At 75.3% G+C, this 21,213-nt stretch carries 16 protein-coding genes; 6 read left to right on the top strand and 10 right to left on the bottom strand.

What is annotated here, in order from left to right:
- The first annotated feature begins 3 nt into the window (after positions 1 to 3).
- A complete protein-coding gene (locus GTY84_RS21905; RefSeq protein WP_161228016.1) occupies positions 4 to 2,847 on the top strand; it encodes an ATP-binding protein in 2,844 nt (947 codons plus the stop codon).
- A 349-nt stretch (positions 2,848 to 3,196) separates the two neighbouring features.
- Here the strand turns inward: GTY84_RS21905 and nucS are convergent, their stop codons facing one another.
- Positions 3,197 to 3,868, bottom strand: a complete 672-nt coding sequence (gene nucS / locus GTY84_RS21910; RefSeq protein ID WP_161228017.1) for an endonuclease NucS — start codon at positions 3,866 to 3,868, stop codon at positions 3,197 to 3,199.
- A 301-nt stretch (positions 3,869 to 4,169) separates the two neighbouring features.
- On the opposite strand from nucS, the gene GTY84_RS21915 reads away from it, so the two are divergent.
- Positions 4,170 to 4,562, top strand: coding sequence for an SCO5389 family protein (locus GTY84_RS21915; protein ID WP_161228018.1), 393 nt, complete (start codon positions 4,170 to 4,172; stop codon positions 4,560 to 4,562).
- A 156-nt stretch (positions 4,563 to 4,718) separates the two neighbouring features.
- Here the strand turns inward: GTY84_RS21915 and GTY84_RS21920 are convergent, their stop codons facing one another.
- Positions 4,719 to 5,747 (bottom strand): LLM class flavin-dependent oxidoreductase, encoded by a 1,029-nt coding sequence (locus tag GTY84_RS21920; protein ID WP_161228019.1) that lies wholly within the window; start codon positions 5,745 to 5,747, stop codon positions 4,719 to 4,721.
- Between the two features lie 191 nt (positions 5,748 to 5,938).
- Here GTY84_RS21920 and GTY84_RS21925 point away from each other — a divergent pair, with 191 nt between their 5' ends.
- Positions 5,939 to 6,271 (top strand): ATP/GTP-binding protein, encoded by a 333-nt coding sequence (locus GTY84_RS21925; protein WP_161228020.1) that lies wholly within the window; start codon positions 5,939 to 5,941, stop codon positions 6,269 to 6,271.
- Between the two features lie 22 nt (positions 6,272 to 6,293).
- Here GTY84_RS21925 and GTY84_RS21930 read toward each other — a convergent pair whose 3' ends face one another.
- From GTY84_RS21930 to mce, 7 genes are all read right to left on the bottom strand, one after another.
- Positions 6,294 to 7,166 carry an ABC transporter permease gene (locus GTY84_RS21930; protein ID WP_161228021.1) on the bottom strand — a complete coding sequence of 291 codons (873 nt, stop codon included), beginning with the start codon at positions 7,164 to 7,166 and terminating at the stop codon, positions 6,294 to 6,296.
- A complete protein-coding gene (locus GTY84_RS21935; protein ID WP_237532493.1) occupies positions 7,163 to 8,281 on the bottom strand; it encodes an ABC transporter ATP-binding protein in 1,119 nt (372 codons plus the stop codon). Before GTY84_RS21935 ends, GTY84_RS21930 begins: the two co-directional genes overlap by 4 nt.
- Before the next feature lie 130 nt (positions 8,282 to 8,411).
- Positions 8,412 to 9,188, bottom strand: coding sequence for an ABC transporter permease (locus GTY84_RS21940; RefSeq protein ID WP_161228022.1), 777 nt, complete (start codon positions 9,186 to 9,188; stop codon positions 8,412 to 8,414).
- Positions 9,185 to 10,240, bottom strand: a complete 1,056-nt coding sequence (locus GTY84_RS21945) for an ABC transporter ATP-binding protein (protein WP_161228023.1) — start codon at positions 10,238 to 10,240, stop codon at positions 9,185 to 9,187. Before GTY84_RS21945 ends, GTY84_RS21940 begins: the two co-directional genes overlap by 4 nt.
- 96 nt (positions 10,241 to 10,336) lie before the next feature.
- On the bottom strand, positions 10,337 to 11,272 hold the full coding sequence (locus GTY84_RS21950) for a cellulose-binding protein (protein ID WP_161228024.1): 936 nt from the start codon (positions 11,270 to 11,272) through the stop codon (positions 10,337 to 10,339).
- A gap of 206 nt (positions 11,273 to 11,478) precedes the next feature.
- Positions 11,479 to 15,459 (bottom strand): polarized growth protein Scy, encoded by a 3,981-nt coding sequence (gene scy / locus GTY84_RS21955; protein ID WP_161228025.1) that lies wholly within the window; start codon positions 15,457 to 15,459, stop codon positions 11,479 to 11,481.
- A 235-nt stretch (positions 15,460 to 15,694) separates the two neighbouring features.
- Positions 15,695 to 16,135 (bottom strand): methylmalonyl-CoA epimerase, encoded by a 441-nt coding sequence (mce, locus tag GTY84_RS21960; RefSeq protein WP_161228026.1) that lies wholly within the window; start codon positions 16,133 to 16,135, stop codon positions 15,695 to 15,697.
- 149 nt (positions 16,136 to 16,284) lie between these two features.
- On the opposite strand from mce, the gene GTY84_RS21965 reads away from it, so the two are divergent.
- From GTY84_RS21965 to GTY84_RS21975, 3 genes are all read left to right on the top strand, one after another.
- Positions 16,285 to 17,508, top strand: coding sequence for an acetyl-CoA C-acetyltransferase (locus tag GTY84_RS21965; protein WP_161228027.1), 1,224 nt, complete (start codon positions 16,285 to 16,287; stop codon positions 17,506 to 17,508).
- A gap of 33 nt (positions 17,509 to 17,541) precedes the next feature.
- The gene (gene meaB / locus GTY84_RS21970; RefSeq protein ID WP_161228028.1) at positions 17,542 to 18,498 is read left to right on the top strand and encodes a methylmalonyl Co-A mutase-associated GTPase MeaB; all 957 of its coding nucleotides are present in this window, start codon (positions 17,542 to 17,544) and stop codon (positions 18,496 to 18,498) included.
- A 534-nt stretch (positions 18,499 to 19,032) separates the two neighbouring features.
- Entirely contained in the window at positions 19,033 to 20,535 is a 1,503-nt protein-coding gene (locus tag GTY84_RS21975; RefSeq protein WP_345943499.1) for an MFS transporter, read from the top strand.
- 197 nt (positions 20,536 to 20,732) lie between these two features.
- Here GTY84_RS21975 and GTY84_RS21980 read toward each other — a convergent pair whose 3' ends face one another.
- On the bottom strand, positions 20,733 to 21,209 hold the full coding sequence (locus GTY84_RS21980; RefSeq protein WP_161228029.1) for a MarR family transcriptional regulator: 477 nt from the start codon (positions 21,207 to 21,209) through the stop codon (positions 20,733 to 20,735).
- Positions 21,210 to 21,213: the final 4 nt, after the last annotated feature.

A 21,213-nucleotide genomic window follows, 5' to 3' on the forward strand; every position in this document is an offset into this window, starting at 1 on the left:
CCGATGGACCCGAACACCCGGGGACCCGAGGAGCGCCGCAACGGCGACGGCCGCCCGCCGCGCCCGCCCAGGGACCCCCTGGCGGCCGACTTCGGGCAGCCCGCACTCGTCCGTACGGCACGGCTGCACACCGGGGACCTGCTGCTCACCGTCAACCCCGTCGACGGCAGCGAGATAGAGGTCTGCCCGCCGCCCGCGCGCCCCGGGCCGCCCGCCCGCCGCACCGCCGCGGAGCGCGCCGAGGCGGACCGCGACGCCGCGCCGTCCGCCCCGGCGGGGACCGCCGCGTCCCTCCTCGCCCCCGACGCCCGCCGCGACGAGCGCGAACGGCTGGTCGGCCTGCTCGCCCGGGGGCGCTCCGTCCGCCTCACCGGCCCCGAGGGCTCCGGCCGCAGCAGCCTCCTCGACCTCGTCGCCGGGGACTGCGCCGATCTCGCGCCCGACGGCGTCGTCCGCCTCAGCGGCTTCCGCCGGGGCGCCGAGGACCTGCTCCACGACCTCTTCCACGCCGTCCACCACGCCCCCGGGTACCACCCGGACCGGGACCAACTGGCCGCGCACGTGCGGGACATCGGCGCCGTCGTCGTCCTCGACGACCTGGAGTTCGGCGGCGACGCGCTGGACGGGCTGCTGGCCGCCACCCCCGAGTGCGCCTTCCTCCTCGCCGCCGCCCCGGACGTGCCCGCGCCCTCCGCCGCGGCCGCCGTCGAGGAGGTCGCCCTCACCGGACTGGACCGTGCCGCGGGCGCGGAACTGCTGAAACGTGCCGCCGGACGGAGCCTCACCGACGAGGAGGTCACCTGGGCCGGTGACCTCTGGTTCGAGTCCGAGGGCCTGCCGCTGCGGTTCGTGCAGGCCGGTGCCCTGCTGAGGGACCGCGACCGCAGGCGGGCCGGGGCCGCCGGCGACCTCGGCGACGCGGGGGAGCACCAGGCCCCCGACGAGGCGGGCGGAGCCGGTGAACTCCGCTCCCACGAGGGGGAGGACGCCGCCGGGGACGCCCGGCCCGGCAGGGACGACGCTCCCCGCGACGCCGTGGCCGACGCCCCGTCAGGGGCCGCGCCCGCGCCGCCGCTCCCCTCGGTCGGGGAGGCCGCCGCGCCCGCGCCGCTGCTCGCCGCCGGGCTGAGCGAAGCGGCCCGCGCCACCCTGGAGTTCGCCGTCGCCCTCGGGGGCGAGGTGCCCCACCAGGCGCACCTGCCCGCCCTGGTCGGCGACACCCACGCGGACGCCGCCCTGGGCGAGCTGACCGGCTGCGGACTGGTCACCCCCGTCGGCTCCCGCCACCGGCTCGCGGCCGGTGTCCTCGGCCAGTTGGAGGACGCCGGATACGCCGGCACCTCCGCCGACCGCGCCCTGGCCGCCGCCCGGCACTACACCTGGTGGACCGGCCACCCCTCGGTCGGCCCCGACCGCGTCCGCGCCGAGGCCGACGCGGTGCTCGCCGCGCTGACCGCCCTCGCCGCGCTCACCCCGGCGGCCGGCGCCGAGGCGCCGGAGACGGCCGGGACCGGTCCGTCGGAGCCGGACGGGCGGGCGGACGACGAGGGTGTCCCCGCCGTCCGGCTGGCCCGCGCGGCGGCGCCCGCCCTCGCCGCCGGGCTGCACTGGAGCGCCTGGGAGCGGGCGCTGCGGGCCGGGGCCGAGGCATCCCTGCGCGCCGGTGACGTGGCCGGAGCGGCCTACTTCCGCCATGAGCTGGGCGTGCTCGCCCTGTGCGGGGGACACCTCGACCGGGCCCGCGCCGAACTGGAGGCGTCCATCGCCCTGCGCGGCGCGCTCTCCGACCGGCGCGGTGCCGTGGCCGGGCGGCGCGCCCTGGCCCTGGTCGCCGACCGCTCCGGGGACACCCCCGGCCCGCTCGCCCTGGAGGCCGGGCCCGCCGCCTCCACCTCCGCCGGATTCGGCACCCTGGCCCTGCCGGGCGGTCCCGGCGCCGCAGGTCCCGGTCCGGCGGCGCGCCGGGGGCCGTCCGGCGAGGAGCCGTTCCCGGCGGGGGCGTTCGGGACGGGAGCGTTCGGGGCGGGTCCGTTCGGCACGGAGCCCGAGGAGCCGGTGACGGCGGTCGTGCCCGCGCCGTTCCCGCCGCTCCAGCCGCCGTCGCACTTCCCGTCCGGCGGCACCCGCCCGGTGCCGAGGGCCGAGCCCGGCGGCGCCCGCAAGGGCGGTGGCATCAAGGGCTTCGCCCGGCGCAATCTGGTCGCCGCCGGGGCCGCGGCCCTGCTGGTCGCCGTGCTGGGCACCGTGGTGACCCTGGGCGCCACCTCGGACCACGACCCCACCGACCCCGTCGACAGCGTCGGCACCACCCCGACGGCCACCCGGGACGCCGACGAGGGCGAGCCGGACACCGGCCGCTCCGAGGACGACGGCAGCACCTTCGTGGACGCCGAGCGGACCGCCGGGCCCTCCGTGCCGGACCCCGGCACCCCCACCGCCCCCACCGGGTCCCCGTTGCCCAGCGACTCGGTGGAGCCCTCCGACGAGGCCACCACCCCGGACCCGACCGACGACGGGGACGGCGGCGCCACCGAAGGCACCGGCACGGGCTCGCCCAGCGGGACGCCCGGCTCGCCGACGCCGACCGGGACCGGGCCGGACCCCACCACGTCGCCCACCGGCGAACCGGACCCGACGGCCACCACGGCGACGGAGGAACCGCCCACCGACGGCACCTCCACGGAGGCCGAACCGCCGGTGCCGCCGCAGACGGACACCGCCTCCGGCCCCGTCGGCGCCCCGGCCACGGCCGTCTCCCCGGAGCCCGGCCCGGGGAGCGGCTCCCCGGGCGGCGCCGAGGACCTTCTCGTCACGGTGCCGGGCAGGGCCACCGACCCGATGATCTGAGCCGGCCCGCCGCCCTGCCCCTGGCCCGTCCTGCGGTCCCCGTGTCCGCGAGCCGGGCCCGTGTCCGCGCGCCCGACGCGCGCGCCCGCGCCGCACGTCCGCGCCGCACGTCCGCGCCGCACGTCCGCGGTGCCCGCCGCGGTACCGGTCCGCGGCTCCCCCCCTCCCGCCGTAGGGGGCCGCGGCGCGGTGACGGCCGCCGAGCCCCCGCCCCCGCGCGACGCGGCGGCAGCCGTCCGGCCCCGGTGCCCCCGGGGCCCGCCGGTGAGGCCCCCGCCGGTCACCGCCCGCGCACGGCGAAGGGCCGGGTCCGTGATCCGGACCCGGCCCCGTGCGGGGGAGACCCCGCTCAGAACAGGCGCAGCTTGTCGTCCTCGATGCCGCGCAGCGCGTCGTAGTCCAGGACGTGGCAGCCGATGCCCCGGTCCGTGGCCAGCACCCGGGCCTGCGGCTTGATCTCCTGGGCGGCGAAGACACCGCGCACCGGGGCGAGGTGGGGGTCGCGGTTGAGCAGCTCCAGGTAGCGGGTGAGCTGCTCGACGCCGTCGATCTCGCCGCGCCGCTTGATCTCGATGGCGACGGTCCCGCCGTCGGCGTCCCGGCACAGGATGTCGACCGGACCGATGGCCGTCGGGTACTCGCGGCGGATCAGGGTGTAGCCCTCACCGAGCGTCTCGATGCGGTCGGCCAGCAGCTCCTGGAGGTGCGCTTCCACGCCGTCCTTGATCAGGCCGGGATCGACGCCCAGCTCGTGCGAGGAGTCGTGGAGGACTTCCTCCATCGTGATGATGAGCTTCTCGCCCGCCTTGTTGACGACGGTCCAGATCCCCGCCTCGTCACCCCCGCCCTCCTTGAGGGTGCAGGGCGGCGACATCCAGTTGAGGGGCTTGTAGGCCCGGTCGTCGGCGTGGATCGACACACTGCCGTCGGCCTTGACCAGGATCAGGCGGGGGGCCGAGGGGAGATGGGCGGTGAGCCGCCCCGCGTAGTCGACGGAGCAGCGGGCGATGACGAGACGCATGGTCGGCAACGCTACTCGACGCGCCCGCCCCGGCGCGATTCGCCCGCCCCGGACCCGCCCGCCCCGCCGCCCGGCGGTCCGGGGGGTCCGTCCCACTTCTCCCATTGGCCCCGACTTCGGCACTGGCCGATTGTGTGCCTACCGCTTGATGTTCATACCGGCGTTCTCCTGGTGCCGTCACGTTCGGTTGCTTACGGTGGTGAACGGGAGGTCGCGAGGCGTGTACGCAGCGTGATCGGTTTCGTGTCCTCCTTTCACTGTCCGGCAACCCCTGCTGGTCGGGGGTGCGAGAGGAGAACCCATGTCGCTCGACGTCTCACCGGCCCTACTGGAAAAGGCCGAGCGAGGCGAGGTCGACGAAGCAGAATTCGTCGACTGCGTCCGGACCTCCCTTCCCTACGCGTGGGAGATGATCAGCTCCCTGGTGGCCCAGCTGAAGGTCGACGGCGGTGTCTTCGCCGACAACCAGACGCCTCCGCCGGACGAGCAGGCGCGCGGCCAGTTGCTGCGCGCGCTCGCCAGCGACGCGATCCGCGGCGCTCTGCAGCGGCACTTCGGGGTGCGGCTGGCCTTCCAGAACTGCCACCGGGTGGCGGTGTTCCCGACCGACTCCTCGGCGGACGAGAGGCTGACCCGCTTCACCTCGGTGCGGGGTCAGTTGCTCAACCAGTCGCCGGAACTGCGCGACTGCTGACCGCCGTCGGTCCGCCGCTCCGCGCCCGGGAGGTGCGTCAGTACCGGAGCGGCGGGCCGCCAGCGCGGCCCGGCGGTCCGGCCCCCGGGGGGACCGGGGCCGGGCCGTCCGGGGCCGTGCGGGACCGGGGCGCGGGCTCAGGGGCGCGGTGCGGGCTCAGGAGAGCCGGGGGAGCACCTCGGCGCCCAGCCGCCGGACGTTCTCCTCGGTCGCCGCGAGATCGCCGGAGCCCTCGACGAGCAGGGCGAAGCGCGTGATCCCGGTCCGCTCTCCGGTCGCCGCCAGCCGGTCCGCGCAGAGCCCGGGCGGTCCCACCGGATGGAGCCCGCAGAGCAGCTCGGTGTACGCCAGCGGGTCGCGCATCCGCCGGGGGCGCCCGTCCACCGTGACATGGGCGCCGAGCCCCTGGCGCAGCCAGCCCGGCATCGCCTTCTCCAGGGCCTCCGCCGCGTCCGCCCGCCGGTCCGCGATCTGGCAGACCCCGGCCGAAACATGGCCCGCCGCCGCGGCCTCGTCCGCCGGGACACCGGCCGCGCGGGCGTGGCGCCGCCACAGGGCGACCATCTCGGCCTTCTCCTCGTCCCCGGCGTGCATCCCGAGGAGCATCGGCAGCCCCCGCTCGGCGGCGAGCCGCACGCTCACCGGGGAGGTGCAGGCGACGACCACCTCCGGGCCCGGGGTCTCGGCCAGCGCCTCCGAGGGGCGCGGCACGACCGGCACCTCGCGGAAGCGGAAGCGGTCCCCCGAGGCGCCGACGGACGGTTCGCGCAGCCAGCGCATCAGCAGATCGAGTGACTCCGGGAACCCGTTCTCGTACGCCGCGAGGCCGCTGCCGAACACCTCCAGGTCGACCCAGGGGCCGCCGCGCCCCACGCCCAGCGAGAACCGGCCGCCGCTGGTGATGTGCAGCAGCGCGGCCTGCTCGCCCAGGGCGACGGGGTGCGCGGTGGGCAGCACGCTGACCGCGGTGCCGACCCGGATGCGGCGGGTGCGGCCCAGCAGCAGCGCCGCCAGCGTCACCGCCGACGGGCAGGTGCCGTACGGGACGAAGTGGTGCTCGGCCAGCCAGACCGCGTCGAGCCCCGACTCCTCCGCGACCTCGGCCGTGCGGACCGCGCGGTGCAGCGCCTCCCCGTGGCCCTGGCCCGGGAACTGGGCACCCAACACGAAACTACCTACGCGCATGCTCTTCCTGCTTCCTCGGCCCCTACCCGGAGCTCCCCCGCAGGGCATAACCGCCCGACACGTGCCGAGGACACGGTGGGCTCAGAGAGATTTGCGGATTGTCTGCAGAATCGCTCGTCGCGCCGGGGCGCCGCTCCCCGCCGCGTACGCTGGACGGGCCCCGTCCCCGCACAGCTCCGAGAGGTGTCCGAGTGTCCCCGCGTCGCAACCGACCCAAGGGAGCAGGTCCGTCCGGCCGGAGCGCCGAGGACGACGACCCGGGCCGCTACGGCGGCTGGCAGTCGTCCGAGGACTGGCGGGGCGAGGAGTGGAACGTGCGGCACGTGGCGGGCGCCAGCGCGCGGGGCAAGGCGTACCGCTGCCCCGGCTGCGACCAGATGATCCCGGACGGCGTCCCGCACGTGGTGGCCTGGCCCGACCACGCGGGCGTCGACGACCGCCGGCACTGGCACAAGGCCTGCTGGAACGCGCGGGACCGCCGCACCACGCGGGTGCGGCGGTCCCGGAACGCGCCGAAGTTCTGAGCCGGGGCGGCCGTCCGGCCGGTCAGACGTCCCGCTGCTCCAGCAGGGCGAAGGCGGCGCCGAACGCCACGGCCGTCACCCCGAGCATGATCCACAGCGGGTCCCAGCCCGTCGGGCCGGTGTCGCTCAGCGACGTGGAGTAGAAGACGCCGAGCTGGTTGGGGATCGAGTACTCGAACAGGGCGAGCTGGAGGCGCTCCAGCGAGGACGAGAACATGAACAGCGCGATCACCAGCGGGGCGAGGACCAGCCCGATCATGATGGTGATGGCGCCCGCCGAGTGGCGCATGACCGAGCCGATGGCCAGCGACAGCAGGCCGAGCAGCGCGATGTAGAGCGAGATGCCCACGGTGGCCTTGAGCCACTCCTCGCCCGTCGGGTCCGCGGCGCCGTTGCCCTCCAGCATCGACGCGTGGGCCAGCGCGACCAGGGTCACGGCGACCAGCGTCACCGAGAAGGCCACCAGGAAGAAGACGAGCGCCTTGGCCGCGAGCACCCGGCCGCGGCTGGGGCAGGCGGTCATGGTGGTGCGGATCATGCCGGTGCCGTACTCGGAGGCGGTGGTCAGCACGCCGAGCGTGATGACGCACATGCTGCCGAGCAGCAGCCCGAACATGCCGAGGCTCAGCGGGCTCTCGCCCGACGCGTCCGCGTCGGAACTCGCCACGATCGCCCCGGCCGCCAGGCCGATGCCGATGACCAGCAGGACGAAGACGCCCAGGGTCCACATCGTCGAGCGCACCGACCGGATCTTCGTCCACTCCGAGGCCAGCGCGTGCCCGAGGTGGGTGCGCACCACCGGGATGGGCGAGGTGTAGGTCGCGTACGGCGCGGCGGACGCCGCCGGGTGGGCGCCGGGGGCGGCCTGCGGCGTCGGGGGCTGGGGCGTGCTCATCGGGAGTCCTCGGGCTGGCTCGGGTCGGTGGCGGGCGTGGGCGCGGGCGCCGGTGTGGGCGGGGCCGCCTGGCCCGGCGGGGTGCCCTGGGGAGGCGGCGGGGCGTACCAGCCGGGTTGGCCCTGTCCCGGCACGGGCATCGGCACCGGGGGCTGCGCCCCGGGCGGCAGCGGCTGCTGGAGCCCGGCCCTCTGGTCGACGGTCGAGCGGTAGTCGACGGCGCCCTGCGTCATCCGCATGTACGCCTCCTCCAGCGACGCCTGGTGCGGGGACAGCTCCCACAGCCGTACGTCCGTGCCGTGGGCGAGGTCGCTGATGCGGGGCAGCGGCAGCCCGGTCACCCGGAGCGCGCCGTCCTGCTCGGGCAGCACATGGCCGCCGGCGCCGGTCAGCGCGGAGATGAGCTTCTCGCGCGGTTCCGGCTCGCCGTCCGGGGTGCGGACCCGCGCGAAGTCCGCGGAATTGGCCGAAATGAAGTCCTTGACGCTCATGTCGGCGAGCAACTGGCCGCGCCCGATCACGATCAGGTGATCGGCGGTCAGCGCCATCTCGCTCATCAGGTGGGAGGAGACGAAGACGGTGCGGCCCTCGGCGGCGAGCGCCCTCATCAGATTGCGCACCCAGAGGATGCCCTCCGGGTCGAGGCCGTTGACCGGCTCGTCGAACAGCAGGACCTGCGGGTCGCCGAGCAGCGCCGCGGCGATGCCGAGCCGCTGGCCCATGCCGAGGGAGAAGCCCTTGGAGCGCCGCTTGGCCACGTCCTGGAGGCCCACCACGCCGAGCACCTCGTCGACCCGGCGGGCCGGGATGCCGGAGAGCTGGGCCAGGCTCAGCAGGTGGCTGCGGGCGGACCGCCCGCCGTGCACCGCCTTGGCGTCGAGCAGCGCGCCGACCTGACGGGGGGCGTTCGGCAGCCTGCGGTACGGGTAGCCGCCGATCGTCACATGGCCCGCGGTGGGGTTGTCCAGGCCGAGCACCATCCGCATCGTCGTCGACTTGCCCGAGCCGTTGGGGCCCAGGAAGCCGGTGACGGCGCCGGGCCGTACCTGGAAGGACAGGTTGTGCACAGCGGTCTTGTCGCCGTAGCGCTTGGTGAGGCCGACTGCTTCGATCATGCTCCGCACCCATCGAAAGGTTCAGGACAGCGGGGCATCAGCCCCCGTAAGGGTTAGGAGGATACCGAGGAGCTGACGGTTCCGTTCAAACGCGGGTAAAATCGGGCGGGATCGGAACCGATGGAGCGGATCACGCATCCCGGCGCCGCAGCACCAGATATCCGCCGAGCAGCGCCGCCGCCACCCACAGCGCCATGATGCCGAGCCCGCCCCAGGGGCCGTAGGGCGGCTCGCGGTCGACCGGGGTGACGACCTGCATGATCCGGCTGCCCGCCTGGTCGGGCAGGTACTGGCCGACCTTCCTGGTCACGTCCACGTTGCCGAGGATGTTGGAGATCAGGAAGAAGAACGGCATCAGGATGCCGAGCGAGAGCATGGGGGAGCGGAGCATCGCGGCGACGCCCATCGAGAACATCGCGATCAGCGTCATGTAGAGCCCGCCGCCGATCACCGCGCGCAGCACGCCCGGATCGCCGAGGGAGGCCCTGAGGTCCCCGAGCATCGCCTGGCCGAGGAAGAAGGCCAGGAAGGCGGTGACCAGGCCGACGGCCAGGGCGAGCGCGGTGGCCACCGCGACCTTGCTGAACAGGAAGGTGCCGCGCTGCGGCACGGCCGCCAGCGAGGTGCGGATCATTCCGGAGCTGTACTCGTTCGCCACCACCAGCACCCCGAACACGATCATCGCGAGCTGACCGAGGCTCATCCCGGCGAAGCTGACGTAGGTCGGGTCGAAGGAGAGCCGGTCCCGGGGGCTCATGCTGTCGAACTCGTTCCGGGACAGCACCGAGATCAGCATGCCGAGGGCGACGGAGACGACCACGGCGAGCGACAGCGTCCACACCGTGGACGCCACCGAGCGGATCTTGGTCCACTCCGACCGTACGACCTGCGCCGCCGCCGTGCTCATCGCTGCCTCCACTCGCTGCCCCAGCCCTGCCGCGGACCCCGCGCCCCCGGCCGTCCCGGCGGCCCCACCGCCCCCACCGCCCCCGCCGGCACGTCCGGTCCGGCCGGCACGTCCGGTCCGGCCGCCCCGGGCGGCGCGGCGGGCTCTCCGTCGTGCGCGTGGTACTCCACCGACCCGGCCGTCAGCCGCATGAACGCCTCCTCCAGCGAGGCGCGCTGCGGACTCAGCTCGTGCAGCGTGATCCCGTGCCGCGCGGCCAGCTCCCCGACCGCCTCCGATTCGGCGTCGTCCACCTCCAGCACCCCGCCGCCGCCCTCGACGGCCGTCAGTCCCGCCCCGCGCAGCGCGTCCAGCAGGGACTCGCGCTCGGGGGTGCGGACCCGGACGTAGCCGCGCGAGTTCTCCGCGATGAAGTCCGCCATCGAGGTGTCGGCCAGCAGCCGGCCCTGGCCGATCACCACCAGATGATCGGCGGTCAGCGCCATCTCGCTCATCAGATGTGAGGAGACGAAGACCGTGCGGCCCTGTGCCGCCAGCGACTTCATCAGGTTCCGGATCCAGTGGATGCCCTCGGGGTCGAGACCGTTCACCGGCTCGTCGAACATCAGGATGCGCGGGTCCCCGAGCAGCGCCCCCGCGATCCCCAGCCGCTGGCCCATGCCGAGCGAGAAGCCCTTCGCCTTCTTCCGCGCCACCGGCGTCAGCCCGACCGTGTCCAGCACCTCGTGCACCCGCCGCGCCGGAATCCCGTTGGCCTGCGCCAGGCACAGCAGATGGTTGAAGGCGCTGCGCCCGCCGTGCATCGCCTTCGCGTCCAGCAGCGCCCCGACCCGGGTCAGCGGGTCCTTCAGCCGGTCGTAGCGCCGCCCGTCGATGCGGACGTCCCCCGAGGTGGGACGGTCCAGACCGAGCACCATCCGCATGGTGGTGGACTTGCCCGCGCCGTTGGGACCGAGGAAACCGGTGATGATGCCGGGCCTGACGGTGAAGGTGAGGTCGTCGACCGCGACCCTGTCGCCGTACCGCTTCGTCAGCCCGTCCAGCTCGATCATGCGGCCCACGCTAGAACGGGACGGAGCCCCCTGCCACCGCAGTGGCAGGGGGCTCCGCCGGTGCTCCTCACCCGTCCGGCCGGGTGCGCCCGGGCGTCAGCGCGACTGCTGGGCCGGCACCCCGCGGGAGACCGACTCGTCCTCGACGGGCGAACCCGCCGCCGCCACCGCGGCACCCGTGAGCGTCGCCAGCATCTCGCGCACGTTGGTGAGCTGCGCGTTGATGGAGTCGCGACGGTTGGTCAGCGCCGCCAGCTCGCGCTCGGACTCCGAACGGATGCGGTCGGCCTTGGTGTTGGCGTCGGCCACGATGTCCTCGGCCTGGCGCTGCGCCGTCTCCACGGTCTGGCGGGCGCGGCGCTCGGCGTCCGTGCGCAGCTTCTCGGCCTCCAGCCGGAGCTGCTCCGCCCGGTGCTCGATCTCCGCGAGCCGCTTCTCCGCCTTGGCCTGACGGGAGGCCAGGTCGCGCTCGGACTGCTCGCGGCGCTTGGCCAGGTTCGTCTCGAAGTCGGCGGCGGCCTGCGCGGCCTTGGCGCGGGTCTCCTCGAAGAGGGCGTCCGCCTCCTCCCGCTTGGACTGCGCGTCCTTCTGCGCCTCGGCCCTGAGCTGCGACGCGTCGCTCTTGGCCTTCTCGACGATCCGGATGCCCTCGTCCTCGGCCTTGGCCTTGCGCTCGCTCGCGTAGGACTCGGCCTCGTTGCGGACCTGCTGGGCGGACGCCTCGGACAGCTCACGGTGCTGCTCGGCCGCGCGACGGGCCTCCTCACGCAGGTCCTTCGCCTCCTCCTCGGCCAGGCGCAGGATCTTCTCGACCCGGGCACCGAGACCGGCGTACGACGGCTCGGCGTCGCTGACCTGGGCCTGGGCGTTCTGGGTCTCGAGGTGGAGTTCCTCGATCCGCTTTTCCAGGGCGGTGATACGGGTGAGAGCGCTGTCACGGTCGGAGACGAGCTTGGAGATCCGTTCGTCCACCTGAGCGCGGTCGTACCCACGCCGCACAAGCTCGAATCCGTAGGGGGAAGTGTCGCTCATGGGGTTCCTGTCGAAAGAGACCGGTGAGGTGATAGGGGGAATCCTAGGCGCCGATGCGGTGTGTCATCGAGCGGTTGCGCTGTTGATCTGGAGAATCACACCTCTTTTGGGTGGCTGGCTTCCGGAAGGCTTGCCAAAGGTCTGATCAGAGCATCGAACCGGGGTGTGGTCAAATACCCCAGGACACTACGAAACCGCCCCCCACGCTAGCTGTCTGACGACTTGCCACCCGAACGAGGGGCCCCCACGGTGGCATTCGCCTTCCCCCCGTTCTCCTTCACCCCCGTCGGCGCCTCGAAGGACTCCAGTGCCTCCAGGACGTCCTGCACCCTGGAGATCTCGGCGTTGATGTCCTGGCGGCGGCGCACCAGCGTGTCCAGTTCGCGCTTGCCCTCCTCGACCGTGCGCCGTGCCTCGCGGATCGCCTCGGCCTTGATCGCCTCGGCCTCCTTGGTCAGCGAGGACGTCTTCGCCTCGGCCTCCTTGAGCAGCCCCTCGGCCTTCCGCACGGCGGCGATGCGCACCTTGCCCGCCTCCGAACCGGCCTCGGAGACCAGGTCCTTGGCCTTCGCCTCCGCCTTCGCGAGCTGCTCCTCGGCCGCCTTGATGAGCGCGTCGCACCGGTCGCCGGCCGACTTCATCGTCTCGGCCGCCTCCCGGCGGGCCCGCTCGTGCAGCTCCTCGATCTCGGAGGTCAGCCGGTCGCGCAGCTCCTCCGCGCGCTCCCTTGTGGCCGTCGCGTCCCGGCGGGCCCCGACCAGCAGCTCGTCGGCGTCCGTGCGGGCCCGCTCCACCCGGGTGTTCCCCTCGATGGCCGCCTCCGCGAGGATCCGCTCGGCCTCCTTGCGGGCCGCGCCCACCATGGTGTCGGCCTGCGCCTCGGCGTCCGCCGTCGTCGTCTGCGCCTGCTGCCGCGCCTCGGCCAGCAGCTTGTCGGCCTCCGCCGCCGTCTCGGTGATCAGCGTGTCGACCTGCTCGGCCGCCTCCGAACGCCGCTTGTTGGCGTCCTTGCGGGCCTCGTCCAGGGTGCGCTCGGCCTCCTCCCGGGCCGCCGCGGTGACCCGCTCCGCCTCCCGGGCCGCCTCCGCGCCGGCCCGCTCCGCCCCGGCGCGCACCCGCTCCGCGTGCTGCTGGGCCGACCCCACCGTCTCGGCGGCCTCGGCCCGCAGCCGCTCAGCCTCCCCGGTGGCCTCCGACACCAGCCGCTCGGCACGGGCGGTGGTCTCCGCGCGCAGCCGGTCGGCCTCCGCCACCGACTCCGTCAGCAGCCGGTCCGCCTCGCCCGCGGCCTCCGCGCGGACCCGCTCCGCCTCCGCCGTCGCCTCGGCGCGGACCCGCTCCGCCTCCGCCGCCGTCTCCGCCGTCAGCCGCTCGGTCTCGGCCGCCGTCGTCGTCGTGAGCCGCTCGGCCTCCGACCGGGCCTCGGTGATCAGGGTGTCGGCCTGAGCCGCGGCGTCGGACCGGATGCGGTTGGCGTCCTCCCGGGCGTCCGCCCGGGTCCGCGCCGCGCCGCGCTCCGCCTCGGCGATGGTGTCCGAGGCCTCCGTGCGCAGCCGCTGGACGTGCTCCGCCGCGTCCGCCCGGACCCGCTCGGCCTGCTCGACGGCCTCCGTCACGGTCCGCTCGGCCAGCGCCTTGGCGGCCTCCGACTCCTCCCGCGCCTCGCGGCGCAGCCGGGAGGCGTCCTCGCCCGCCCGCTCCCGCTCCGCGTGGGCGTCGGAGCGGACCCGGTCGGACTCCTCGCCCGCCTCGCGCCGGGTGCGCTCCGCCGCGTGCTCGGCGGCGCTGCGCAGTCCGGCGATCTCCTCCTGCGCCTGCTCGTGCAGCCCGGCGACCGACTCCCGCACCTGCGTCGCGTGCTGCTCGGCGGCGGCCACCATCTCCGTCGCGCGCCGCTCGGCCTCCTCGACCAGGCGGACCGCCTCGGCCTGCGCCTCCTCCACCCGGGTGCGCGCCGAGGCCAGCAGCTCCTCGCTCTGCTCCCGGGCCCGCTCCCGCTCCTGCCCGGCCTCCTGGCGGGCGGCGCCGAGCGTCTCCTCGGCCTCGCGGCGGCGGCGGGCCGCCTCCTCCTGTGCGGCGGCCAGGGTCTCCGACGCCTCCGCCGAGATCCGCTCGGCCGCGGCCCGCGCCTCCGCGCGCACCCGGTCGGCGGTGTCCTGCGCCTCCGACTTCAGCCGCTCCGCCTCGCTCGCCGCCTCCGACCGCAGCCGCACGGCGACGGACTCGCCCTCGGCACGGGAGGCGGCGGCGTCCGCGCCGGCCTCGGTGCGCAGCCGCTCGGCCTCCGCCTCGGCCTGCTGCTGGAGCGCCCGGACCCGCTCGGCGGCCTCGGTGCGCAGCCGCTCGCTCTCCTCGCCGGCCTCCCGGCGGATGCGCGCGGCCTCCTCGCGGGCCCCGGCCAGCGCCTCGTCGGCCGCGGTGCGGCGCTCCTCGGCCTCCGCCTGGAGCCGCGCCGCCTCCTCGGCCGCCTCCGCCCGCCGGGCCTCCATGGCCCGCTCGGTCTCCTCGCGCAGCTCCCGGGCGGCCCGCTCGGCCTCCTCCTGGAGCGCCTCCACCCGCTCGGCGGCCTCCGCGCCCTGCCGCTCGGCGTCGGCGCGGGCCCGCTCCAGCGTCTCCTCGGCCTGACGGCGCAGCGACGTCGCCCGCTCGATCGCCTCGGTGCGGACCTTCTCGCTGTCCGCCGCCGAGGCCCGCCGCAGCTCGTCGGCGTCGGCCTTCGCCTTGGCGAGCAGCTCCTCGGCGGACTTCGCCGCCTCCTCGATCTGCGCCACCGCCTCCTTGCGGGCCCCGGCACGGATCTTCTCGCCCTCGGCCACCGCGTCGGCACGGAGCTGCTCGGCCTCGCCGCGCAGCCGGCGCGCCTCCTCCTGCAGCTCGACGGTCTTGGCGCGGTACTCCTTGGTGTCGTCCTTCGCCGCGCCCTTGAGCTGCGCGGCGATGTCGTGCGCCTCGGCCCGCAGCCGGTCCGACTCGGCCTCGGCCTCGCCCCGGATCCGCTCGGCCTCCTCGGCGGCGGCCCGGGTGGTCCGCTTGGCCTCCTCGGACGCCTTGTTCAGCACGTCCTCGGCGGTCCTCGCCGCCTTCGACAACTGGGTGGCCGACTCCTCGGCGGTCAGCGTCCGGGCCTTCTCGACGGCCTCGGCGACGACCTTCTCGGCCTCCGCGCGGGCGTCCGCGACCACCTGCTCGGCCTCGGCCCGCGTCGACTCGGCGTCCTTCGTGGCCTCGCCGACCAGCCGGGCGACCTGCTCCTTCGCAGTCCGGGTGCGCTGCTCGTTGGCGGACTCGGCGCTCGCCAGGGCCTTGGCCGCCGCCTCGGTCGCCTCCGTGACCAGCTTCTCGGCCTCGGTCTGCGCCGTGCGCAGCGCCTCCTCGGCCTCCGTCATGCGCTGCTCGGCGGCCCGGCTGAGCTCCTGGGCCTCGCGGCGGCTGGTCTCCGACTCGGCCGCCGTGGTGCTGCGCACCTGCTCGGCGTGGTCGGTGGCCTCCTGCGCCTGGGTGGAGGCGGCGTTCAGCAGCCGCTCGGCGTCCGCGCGGGCCCGGCGCAGGATCTGCTCGGCCTCGGAGCGGGCGCTCTCCGCCTCGCCGCGCAGCCGCTGCCGCGCCTCGCCCGTCACCCGTTCGGCCTCCGCGCGGGCGGTGGCCAGGGCCTGCTCGGCCTCGGTGCGGGACTCGTCGAGCAGCCGGCGGGCCTGCTGCTCGGTGCGGGCCCGCAACTGCTCGGCCCACGACACGTTCTCGTTGACGTGCGCCTCGACGGTCTGGCGGCGCTCGGCCAGCTCCTGGTCGAGCTGCTGGCGCCGGGTGACGGCCTCCTGGTGCAGCTCGGCCTGGAGCCGGGCGGCCTGCTCCGCGTGCTCCTGGAGGATGCGCTGGGTCTGCGCGCGCGCCTGGCTCAGCTCCCGCTCGGCGTCCGCGCGCAGCTGCTCGGCCTGCACCTGCGCGTTCCGCAGGAGCTGCTCGGCCTGGTACCCGATGTCCCCGCCGTCGAAGGCGGGCCGGGACATGATGGTGCGCCGCGCCTCGTGCAGCTTGGCGCGCAGCACCTCGACCTGGTAGCCGAGGTCCTCGGCGTGCTGGATCGCCTTTTCCCGCTCGGTCCTCAGCCGCTTCATCTCGGCCTCGAACCGAGAGAGGTGGTCGACGTCAGCCGCCGGCTCTCGCTCCTGGCTCTCGTAGCCCCGCACTGCGCGGTCCCATCCGTCCCCTGGTCGCGAATCTCCTTGACAGGGCTCCGTCCGTCCCGCCGAACGGGGCCCCCGGGGAATGGTGTCAGATCACGGGGGGAGCGGAGGCCGCCGCCCCGTCGCCCGCCCCCCGAAACACGGGCCCCGGCGGTCCCGGCGCCGACGACGACAGGACCGGGTCACCCTGGACTGAGCGGCGACCGCACCCAACCCTACCGGCCCCTATGCAGGAGGGTCAGTGCTCCGGTGTCCCAACGGCCGCCGAAGTGACCAGTTCTGTCAGAACGCCATGGCAGTCCTTGGGATGCAGGAAGGTGATGCGGGACCCCATGGACCCGCTGCGGGGCTCGTCGTACAGGACCCGGACCCCCTTGCCGCGGATCTCCTCCGCGTCCCCGTCGACGTCCGCCGTGCCGAAGGCGATGTGGTGCACGCCCTCCCCGTTCCTGGCGAGCCACTTGCCGACGGCGGAGTCCTCCCGGACGGGCTCCAGCAGCTGGAGGTAGCAGGAGCCGCCGTCCGAGGTGCCGTTGATCCTCAGCATGGCCTCGCGCACCCCCTGCTCCTCGTTGACCTCGGTGTGGGTCACCTCGAAGCCGTAGGTGGCACGGTAGAACTCGACGGTCGTGTCGAGATCGCGGCAGGCGATTCCGATGTGGTCGATTCGCGTCAGCATGGACTCAGTGCAACGCCCCCGCCGCGGTTACGCAACGTGCGCGCGATCACACCGACGGCCCGGTGACGGGGCGGAGGGCCGCTCAGTACATTCGTAGTAAACCCTCGTTCACTCCGCGGCTGTGCAGGCCGGTAAGGGGATCGCAGCTCATGGCTTCTGGAACTTCGGGAACTTCTGGGACGAACCGCACGACCTCGGTGATCGTCGCGGGCGCGCGCACCCCCATGGGGCGGCTGCTCGGCTCGCTCACGCCGTTCTCCGCGGCCGACCTGGGCGGCTTCGCGATCAAGGCGGCCCTGGAGCGGGCGGGCATCACCGGTGACCAGGTGGAGTACGTGATCATGGGGCAGGTGCTCCAGGCGGGCGCCGGGCAGATCCCCGCCCGCCAGGCCGCCGTCAAGGCGGGCATCCCCATGAGCGTCCCCGCGCTCACCGTCAACAAGGTGTGTCTGTCCGGCCTCGACGCCATCGCCCTGGCCGACCAGCTCATTCGCGCCGGTGAATTCGACGTGGTGGTGGCCGGCGGCCAGGAGTCCATGACCAACGCCCCGCATCTGCTGCCGAAGTCCCGCGCGGGCCACAAGTACGGCGCGGTGGAGATGCTGGACTCCATGGCGCACGACGGGCTGACCGACGCCTTCGAGAACATCGCCATGGGCGAGTCCACCGACCACCACAACACCCGCCTCGGCATCACCCGCGAGGAGCAGGACGCCATCGGCGCCCTCTCCCACCAGCGCGCCGCCGCCGCCCAGAAGGACGGCGTCTTCGAGGCCGAGATCACCCCCGTGGAGATCCCGCAGCGCAAGGGCGACCCGGTCCTCTTCAGCCAGGACGAGGGCATCCGCGGCGACACCACCGCCGAGACCCTCGCCCGGCTGCGGCCCGCCTTCGGCAAGGACGGCACCATCACCGCCGGCACCGCCTCGCAGATCTCCGACGGCGCGGCGGCCGTGGTCGTCATGAGCAGGGCCAGGGCCGAGGAGCTGGGCCTGGAGTGGATCGCCGAGATCGGCGCCCACGGCAACGTGGCCGGTCCCGACAACTCTTTGCAGTCGCAGCCCTCCAACGCCATCCTGCACGCCCTGCGGAAGGAGGGGCTGGACGTCTCCGACCTCGATCTCCTGGAGATCAACGAGGCCTTCGCCGCGGTCGCCGTGCAGTCAATGAAGGACCTCGGCGTCTCCACCGAAAAGGTGAACGTCCACGGCGGTGCCATCGCCCTGGGCCACCCGATCGGCATGTCCGGCGCCCGCCTCGTCCTCCACCTCGCGCTGGAGCTGAAGCGGCGCGGCGGCGGGACCGGGGCGGCGGCGCTGTGCGGCGGCGGCGGCCAGGGCGACGCGCTGATCGTCCGGGTCCCCTCGGCCTGACCGGGCCACCACCTCTCACCGAACGGAGCTGTGATGCAGGACGTCTCCTCGCTGGTCGCCCGGGCCCGGGAAGGCCGGCCGCGGGCCGTGGCCCGGCTGATCTCCCTGGTCGAGGGGGCGTCCCCGCAGCTCAGGGAGGTGATGGCGGCCCTCGCCCCGCTGACCGGGGGCGCCTATGTGGTGGGCCTGACGGGCTCGCCGGGCGTCGGCAAGTCGACGTCCACCTCGGCGCTGGTGACGGCCTACCGCAAGCAGGGCAGACGGGTCGGCGTGCTCGCGGTCGACCCGTCGTCCCCCTTCTCCGGCGGCGCCCTGCTCGGCGACCGGGTCCGCATGTCCGACCACGCCTCCGACCCGGGCGTCTACATCCGCTCCATGGCCACCCGCGGCCACCTCGGCGGGCTCGCCTGGGCCGCGCCGCAGGCCATCCGGGTCCTGGACGCGGCCGGCTGCGACGTGATCCTCGTGGAGACGGTCGGCGTCGGCCAGTCCGAGGTCGAGATCGCCTCGCAGGCCGACACCTCCGTCGTCCTGCTGGCCCCCGGGATGGGCGACGGCATCCAGGCGGCCAAGGCGGGCATCCTGGAGATCGGCGACGTGTACGTCGTCAACAAGGCCGACCGGGACGGCGCGGACGCCACCGCGCGGGAACTGAACCACATGCTCGGCCTCGGCGAGGCCCGCGGTCCGGGCGACTGGCGCCCGCCCATCGTGAAGACGGTCGCCGCGCGCGGCGAGGGCGTCGACGAGGTGGTCGAGGCGCTGGAGAAGCACCGGGCCTGGATGGAGGAGCACGGCGTCCTGGCCGAGCGCCGCCGGGCGCGCGCCGCCCGCGAGGTCGAGACCATCGCGGTCACCGCGCTGCGCCGCCGCATCGGCGACCTCCACGGCGACCGCCGCCTGGACGCCCTCGCGGAACGCATCACCGCCGGCACGCTGGACCCCTACCGCGCGGCGGACGAACTGATCGAGGGCCTGACCGGGGCGTGACCCTCCGGGGGTGAACGGCGGTCCGGAGCGCCGGGCGCCGCTGCCCGTGCGGGTGGCTGTGCCCCGGCCTGGGCCCGCCTGTGCCCTGCCCTGCCCGTGCCCGGGGACGGGCGCGCGCCGGTGGCCGCGCCGTGCCCGGTGCCCGCGGGGGAGCGGCGTCGGTGCCGACGGGGGAGCGGCGTCGGGCCGGCGCCGTGCCGGGTGACCGGTCCGGGCCGGCCGGTGGCGGAGGGGGGGACGCGGCGCGTGAGCCGGTGCGCGGGGCGGGCCGGGTCCGCGCCGGGCGTTGGTACGGGTTGCCGGTGGGACGGGGCCCGGAGCCGTGCGGCGGCGGTGCCCCGGGGCCGGGGCGTAGGACGGGGCGGGGCGTAGGACGGGGCGGGGGAACGCGGGTGACCCGTGCCGTGCGGGCTGGTAGGTTGCCCGGCATGTTCCTCCTCTTGGCATAGGGCCCGCCCAGGACCGCGACCGGCGCACACCGGCCGTCGCGGCACTCCGGCGACCCCTTCCGCCTCTTCTCCGAGGAACCCTCGCGTGACCACCTCAGCCGCGCGGCCCACCTATGCCGCCGTGTTCCGTTTCCCCCGTGCCCGCCGCACCTTCCTGTCCGCCCTCGTGGGCCGGCTCTCGTACGGCACCGTCTCCCTCGCCCTGATGCTCTCCGTGACCCGGTCCACCGGGTCCTACGCCGTGGCCGGTACGGTCATGGCCCTCTTCGGCGCCGCCGGCGTGGTACTGACGCCCACCCGAGCGGCCCTGGTCGACCGGTACGGCCCGCGCCGCGCCCTGCCGCCCATGGCGCTGCTCTACGCCGCCCTGCTCTGCGTCCTCGCGGCGGTCGCCCGGCTGCCGGGCGTCCACGTGGCGCCGCTCGCCGCCACCGCCGTCCTCGCCGGCGCCTGCGCGCCCCCGCTCGGGCCCACGATGCGCGCGGTCTGGGCCGCCCTCCTCCCCGACCGGGAGCTGCTGCAACGCGCCTACAGCCTGGACGGCGTCGCCGAGGAACTCCTCTTCGTCACCGGCCCCCTGCTGATCGGCGTGGTGATCGGGGTGGCCTCGCCGGACGCCGGGGTGGTGCTGAGCGCGCTGCTGGTGGCGGTGGGCACCCTCGCCTTCGCCGCCTCCCCGGCCACGGGCGCCCTCAACCGGGCGGCGCCCCCGGCCCCGGACGGCGCCCCGGAGCACCCCGGCGACCCCGGCACCGTCGGCGACCCCGGCACCCCGGCGGCCCTCGGTGCCCCTGGTGCCCCGGCGGACCCCCGCGTGGCGGGCAGGCCGGTCCGCGTCCTGGTGCAGCCGGTCGCCGTCGCCGCGGGCGTCGGCCTCGCGCTGAGCGCCGTCGACCTGCTGGCCGTCGCCTCCGCCGGGGAGCGGGGCCTCGGCGACGGCGCCGTCGCCTGGATGCTCGCGGCGCTGTCGGCGGGCAGCGCGGTGGGCGGTCTGCTCAACGGCGCCGTGCGCTGGAGCACCGCCGCGCGCGTCCGGCTTCCGCTGCTGGTGGCGGGGCTCGGGCTGACCCTGGCCGTCGCGGGGCTCGCCCCCGGTCCGGGCACCCTGGTCGCGGTCCTGGCCGTCGCGGGGCTGTTCGTGTCACCGGCGCTGACGACGGCGTATCTGATCGCGGACGCGAGCGTCCCGCCCGGGTTCCGGGTCCGGGCGGGCGCCTGGGTCAACACGGCGGTCAACGCGGGCAGTTCCGCCGGGATGGCGGCGGTGGGCCTGCTGCTGGAACGGGTTCCGCCGGCGGGGTGCTTCGCGCTCTGCGGGGCGTGCGCCCTCGCGGCCGCGCTGGTGCCCGGCGGGCGGGAACGGGCCGGGGGCGGAGGGCGCCGCTCCGTCCTCCGCCCGCGCCGTGGCGACGACGACCGGCCCCGGGCCCGCGCGGGTGGTCCGGACGGGGGCTCGGGCGGCGTGAACGGTCCGGGCGGGGGTCCGGGCCGCGCGGGTGGTCCGAGCGGTGGCGCGGGTGGTCCGGGTCCGAGCGGTGGGCCGGGTGGCCCGGGCGTGGGTCCCGGTGGCACGGCTGTCGGGAGCTGATCCCGTGCCGCCCGGCACCGGGCGCTCCCGCCGCGCCGCCCGGCCCGCGGGGCACCGGTGGTCCCGCGGGGCGGCCCGGCGGACGCGGGTCCCGGCGCCGAACGGCCCGGCCCGGCGGGCGGTGCGGGGGTGCGCACCGCCCGCCGGGCCGGGCCGCGGAAGGGTTCCTCAGCGTGCGGTCGGCGTGCCGCTGAGGGTCACGGGCGCCCGCGCTGTCCGCGCAGGTGCTCCGCGATGGGCTTGAGCGCCTTGTCCAGGTCGGTCAGCGCCTCGGGGTCCATCAGGTCGATGAAGTGCCTGCGCACGGAGGCCACGTGGTGCGGCGCGACCTTGCGCATCGTCTCCATGCCGTGCTCGGTGAGGACGGCGAACAGGCCCCGGCGGTCGGACTCGCAGTTCTCCCGGCGGACCAGGTTCGCGTTCTCCATGCGGGTGATCTGGTGGGAGAGCCGGCTCTTGGACTGCATCGTGGCGGCGGCGAGATCGCTCATCCGCATCCGGTCGTCCTCCGACTCGGACAGGTTCACCAGGATCTCGTAGTCGTTCATCGTCAGGCCGAACGGCTGCAGATCCTTTTCGAGCTGGTAGGTCAACAGCCTGTTGACCTCCAGATGGGTGCGCCACGCACACTGCTCCGACTCGGTCAGCCAGCGGGTGGCGGTATCGGTCTCCATGAAT

Source organism: Streptomyces sp. SID8352 (genome assembly GCF_009862265.1).
GTDB lineage: Bacteria > Actinomycetota > Actinomycetes > Streptomycetales > Streptomycetaceae > Streptomyces.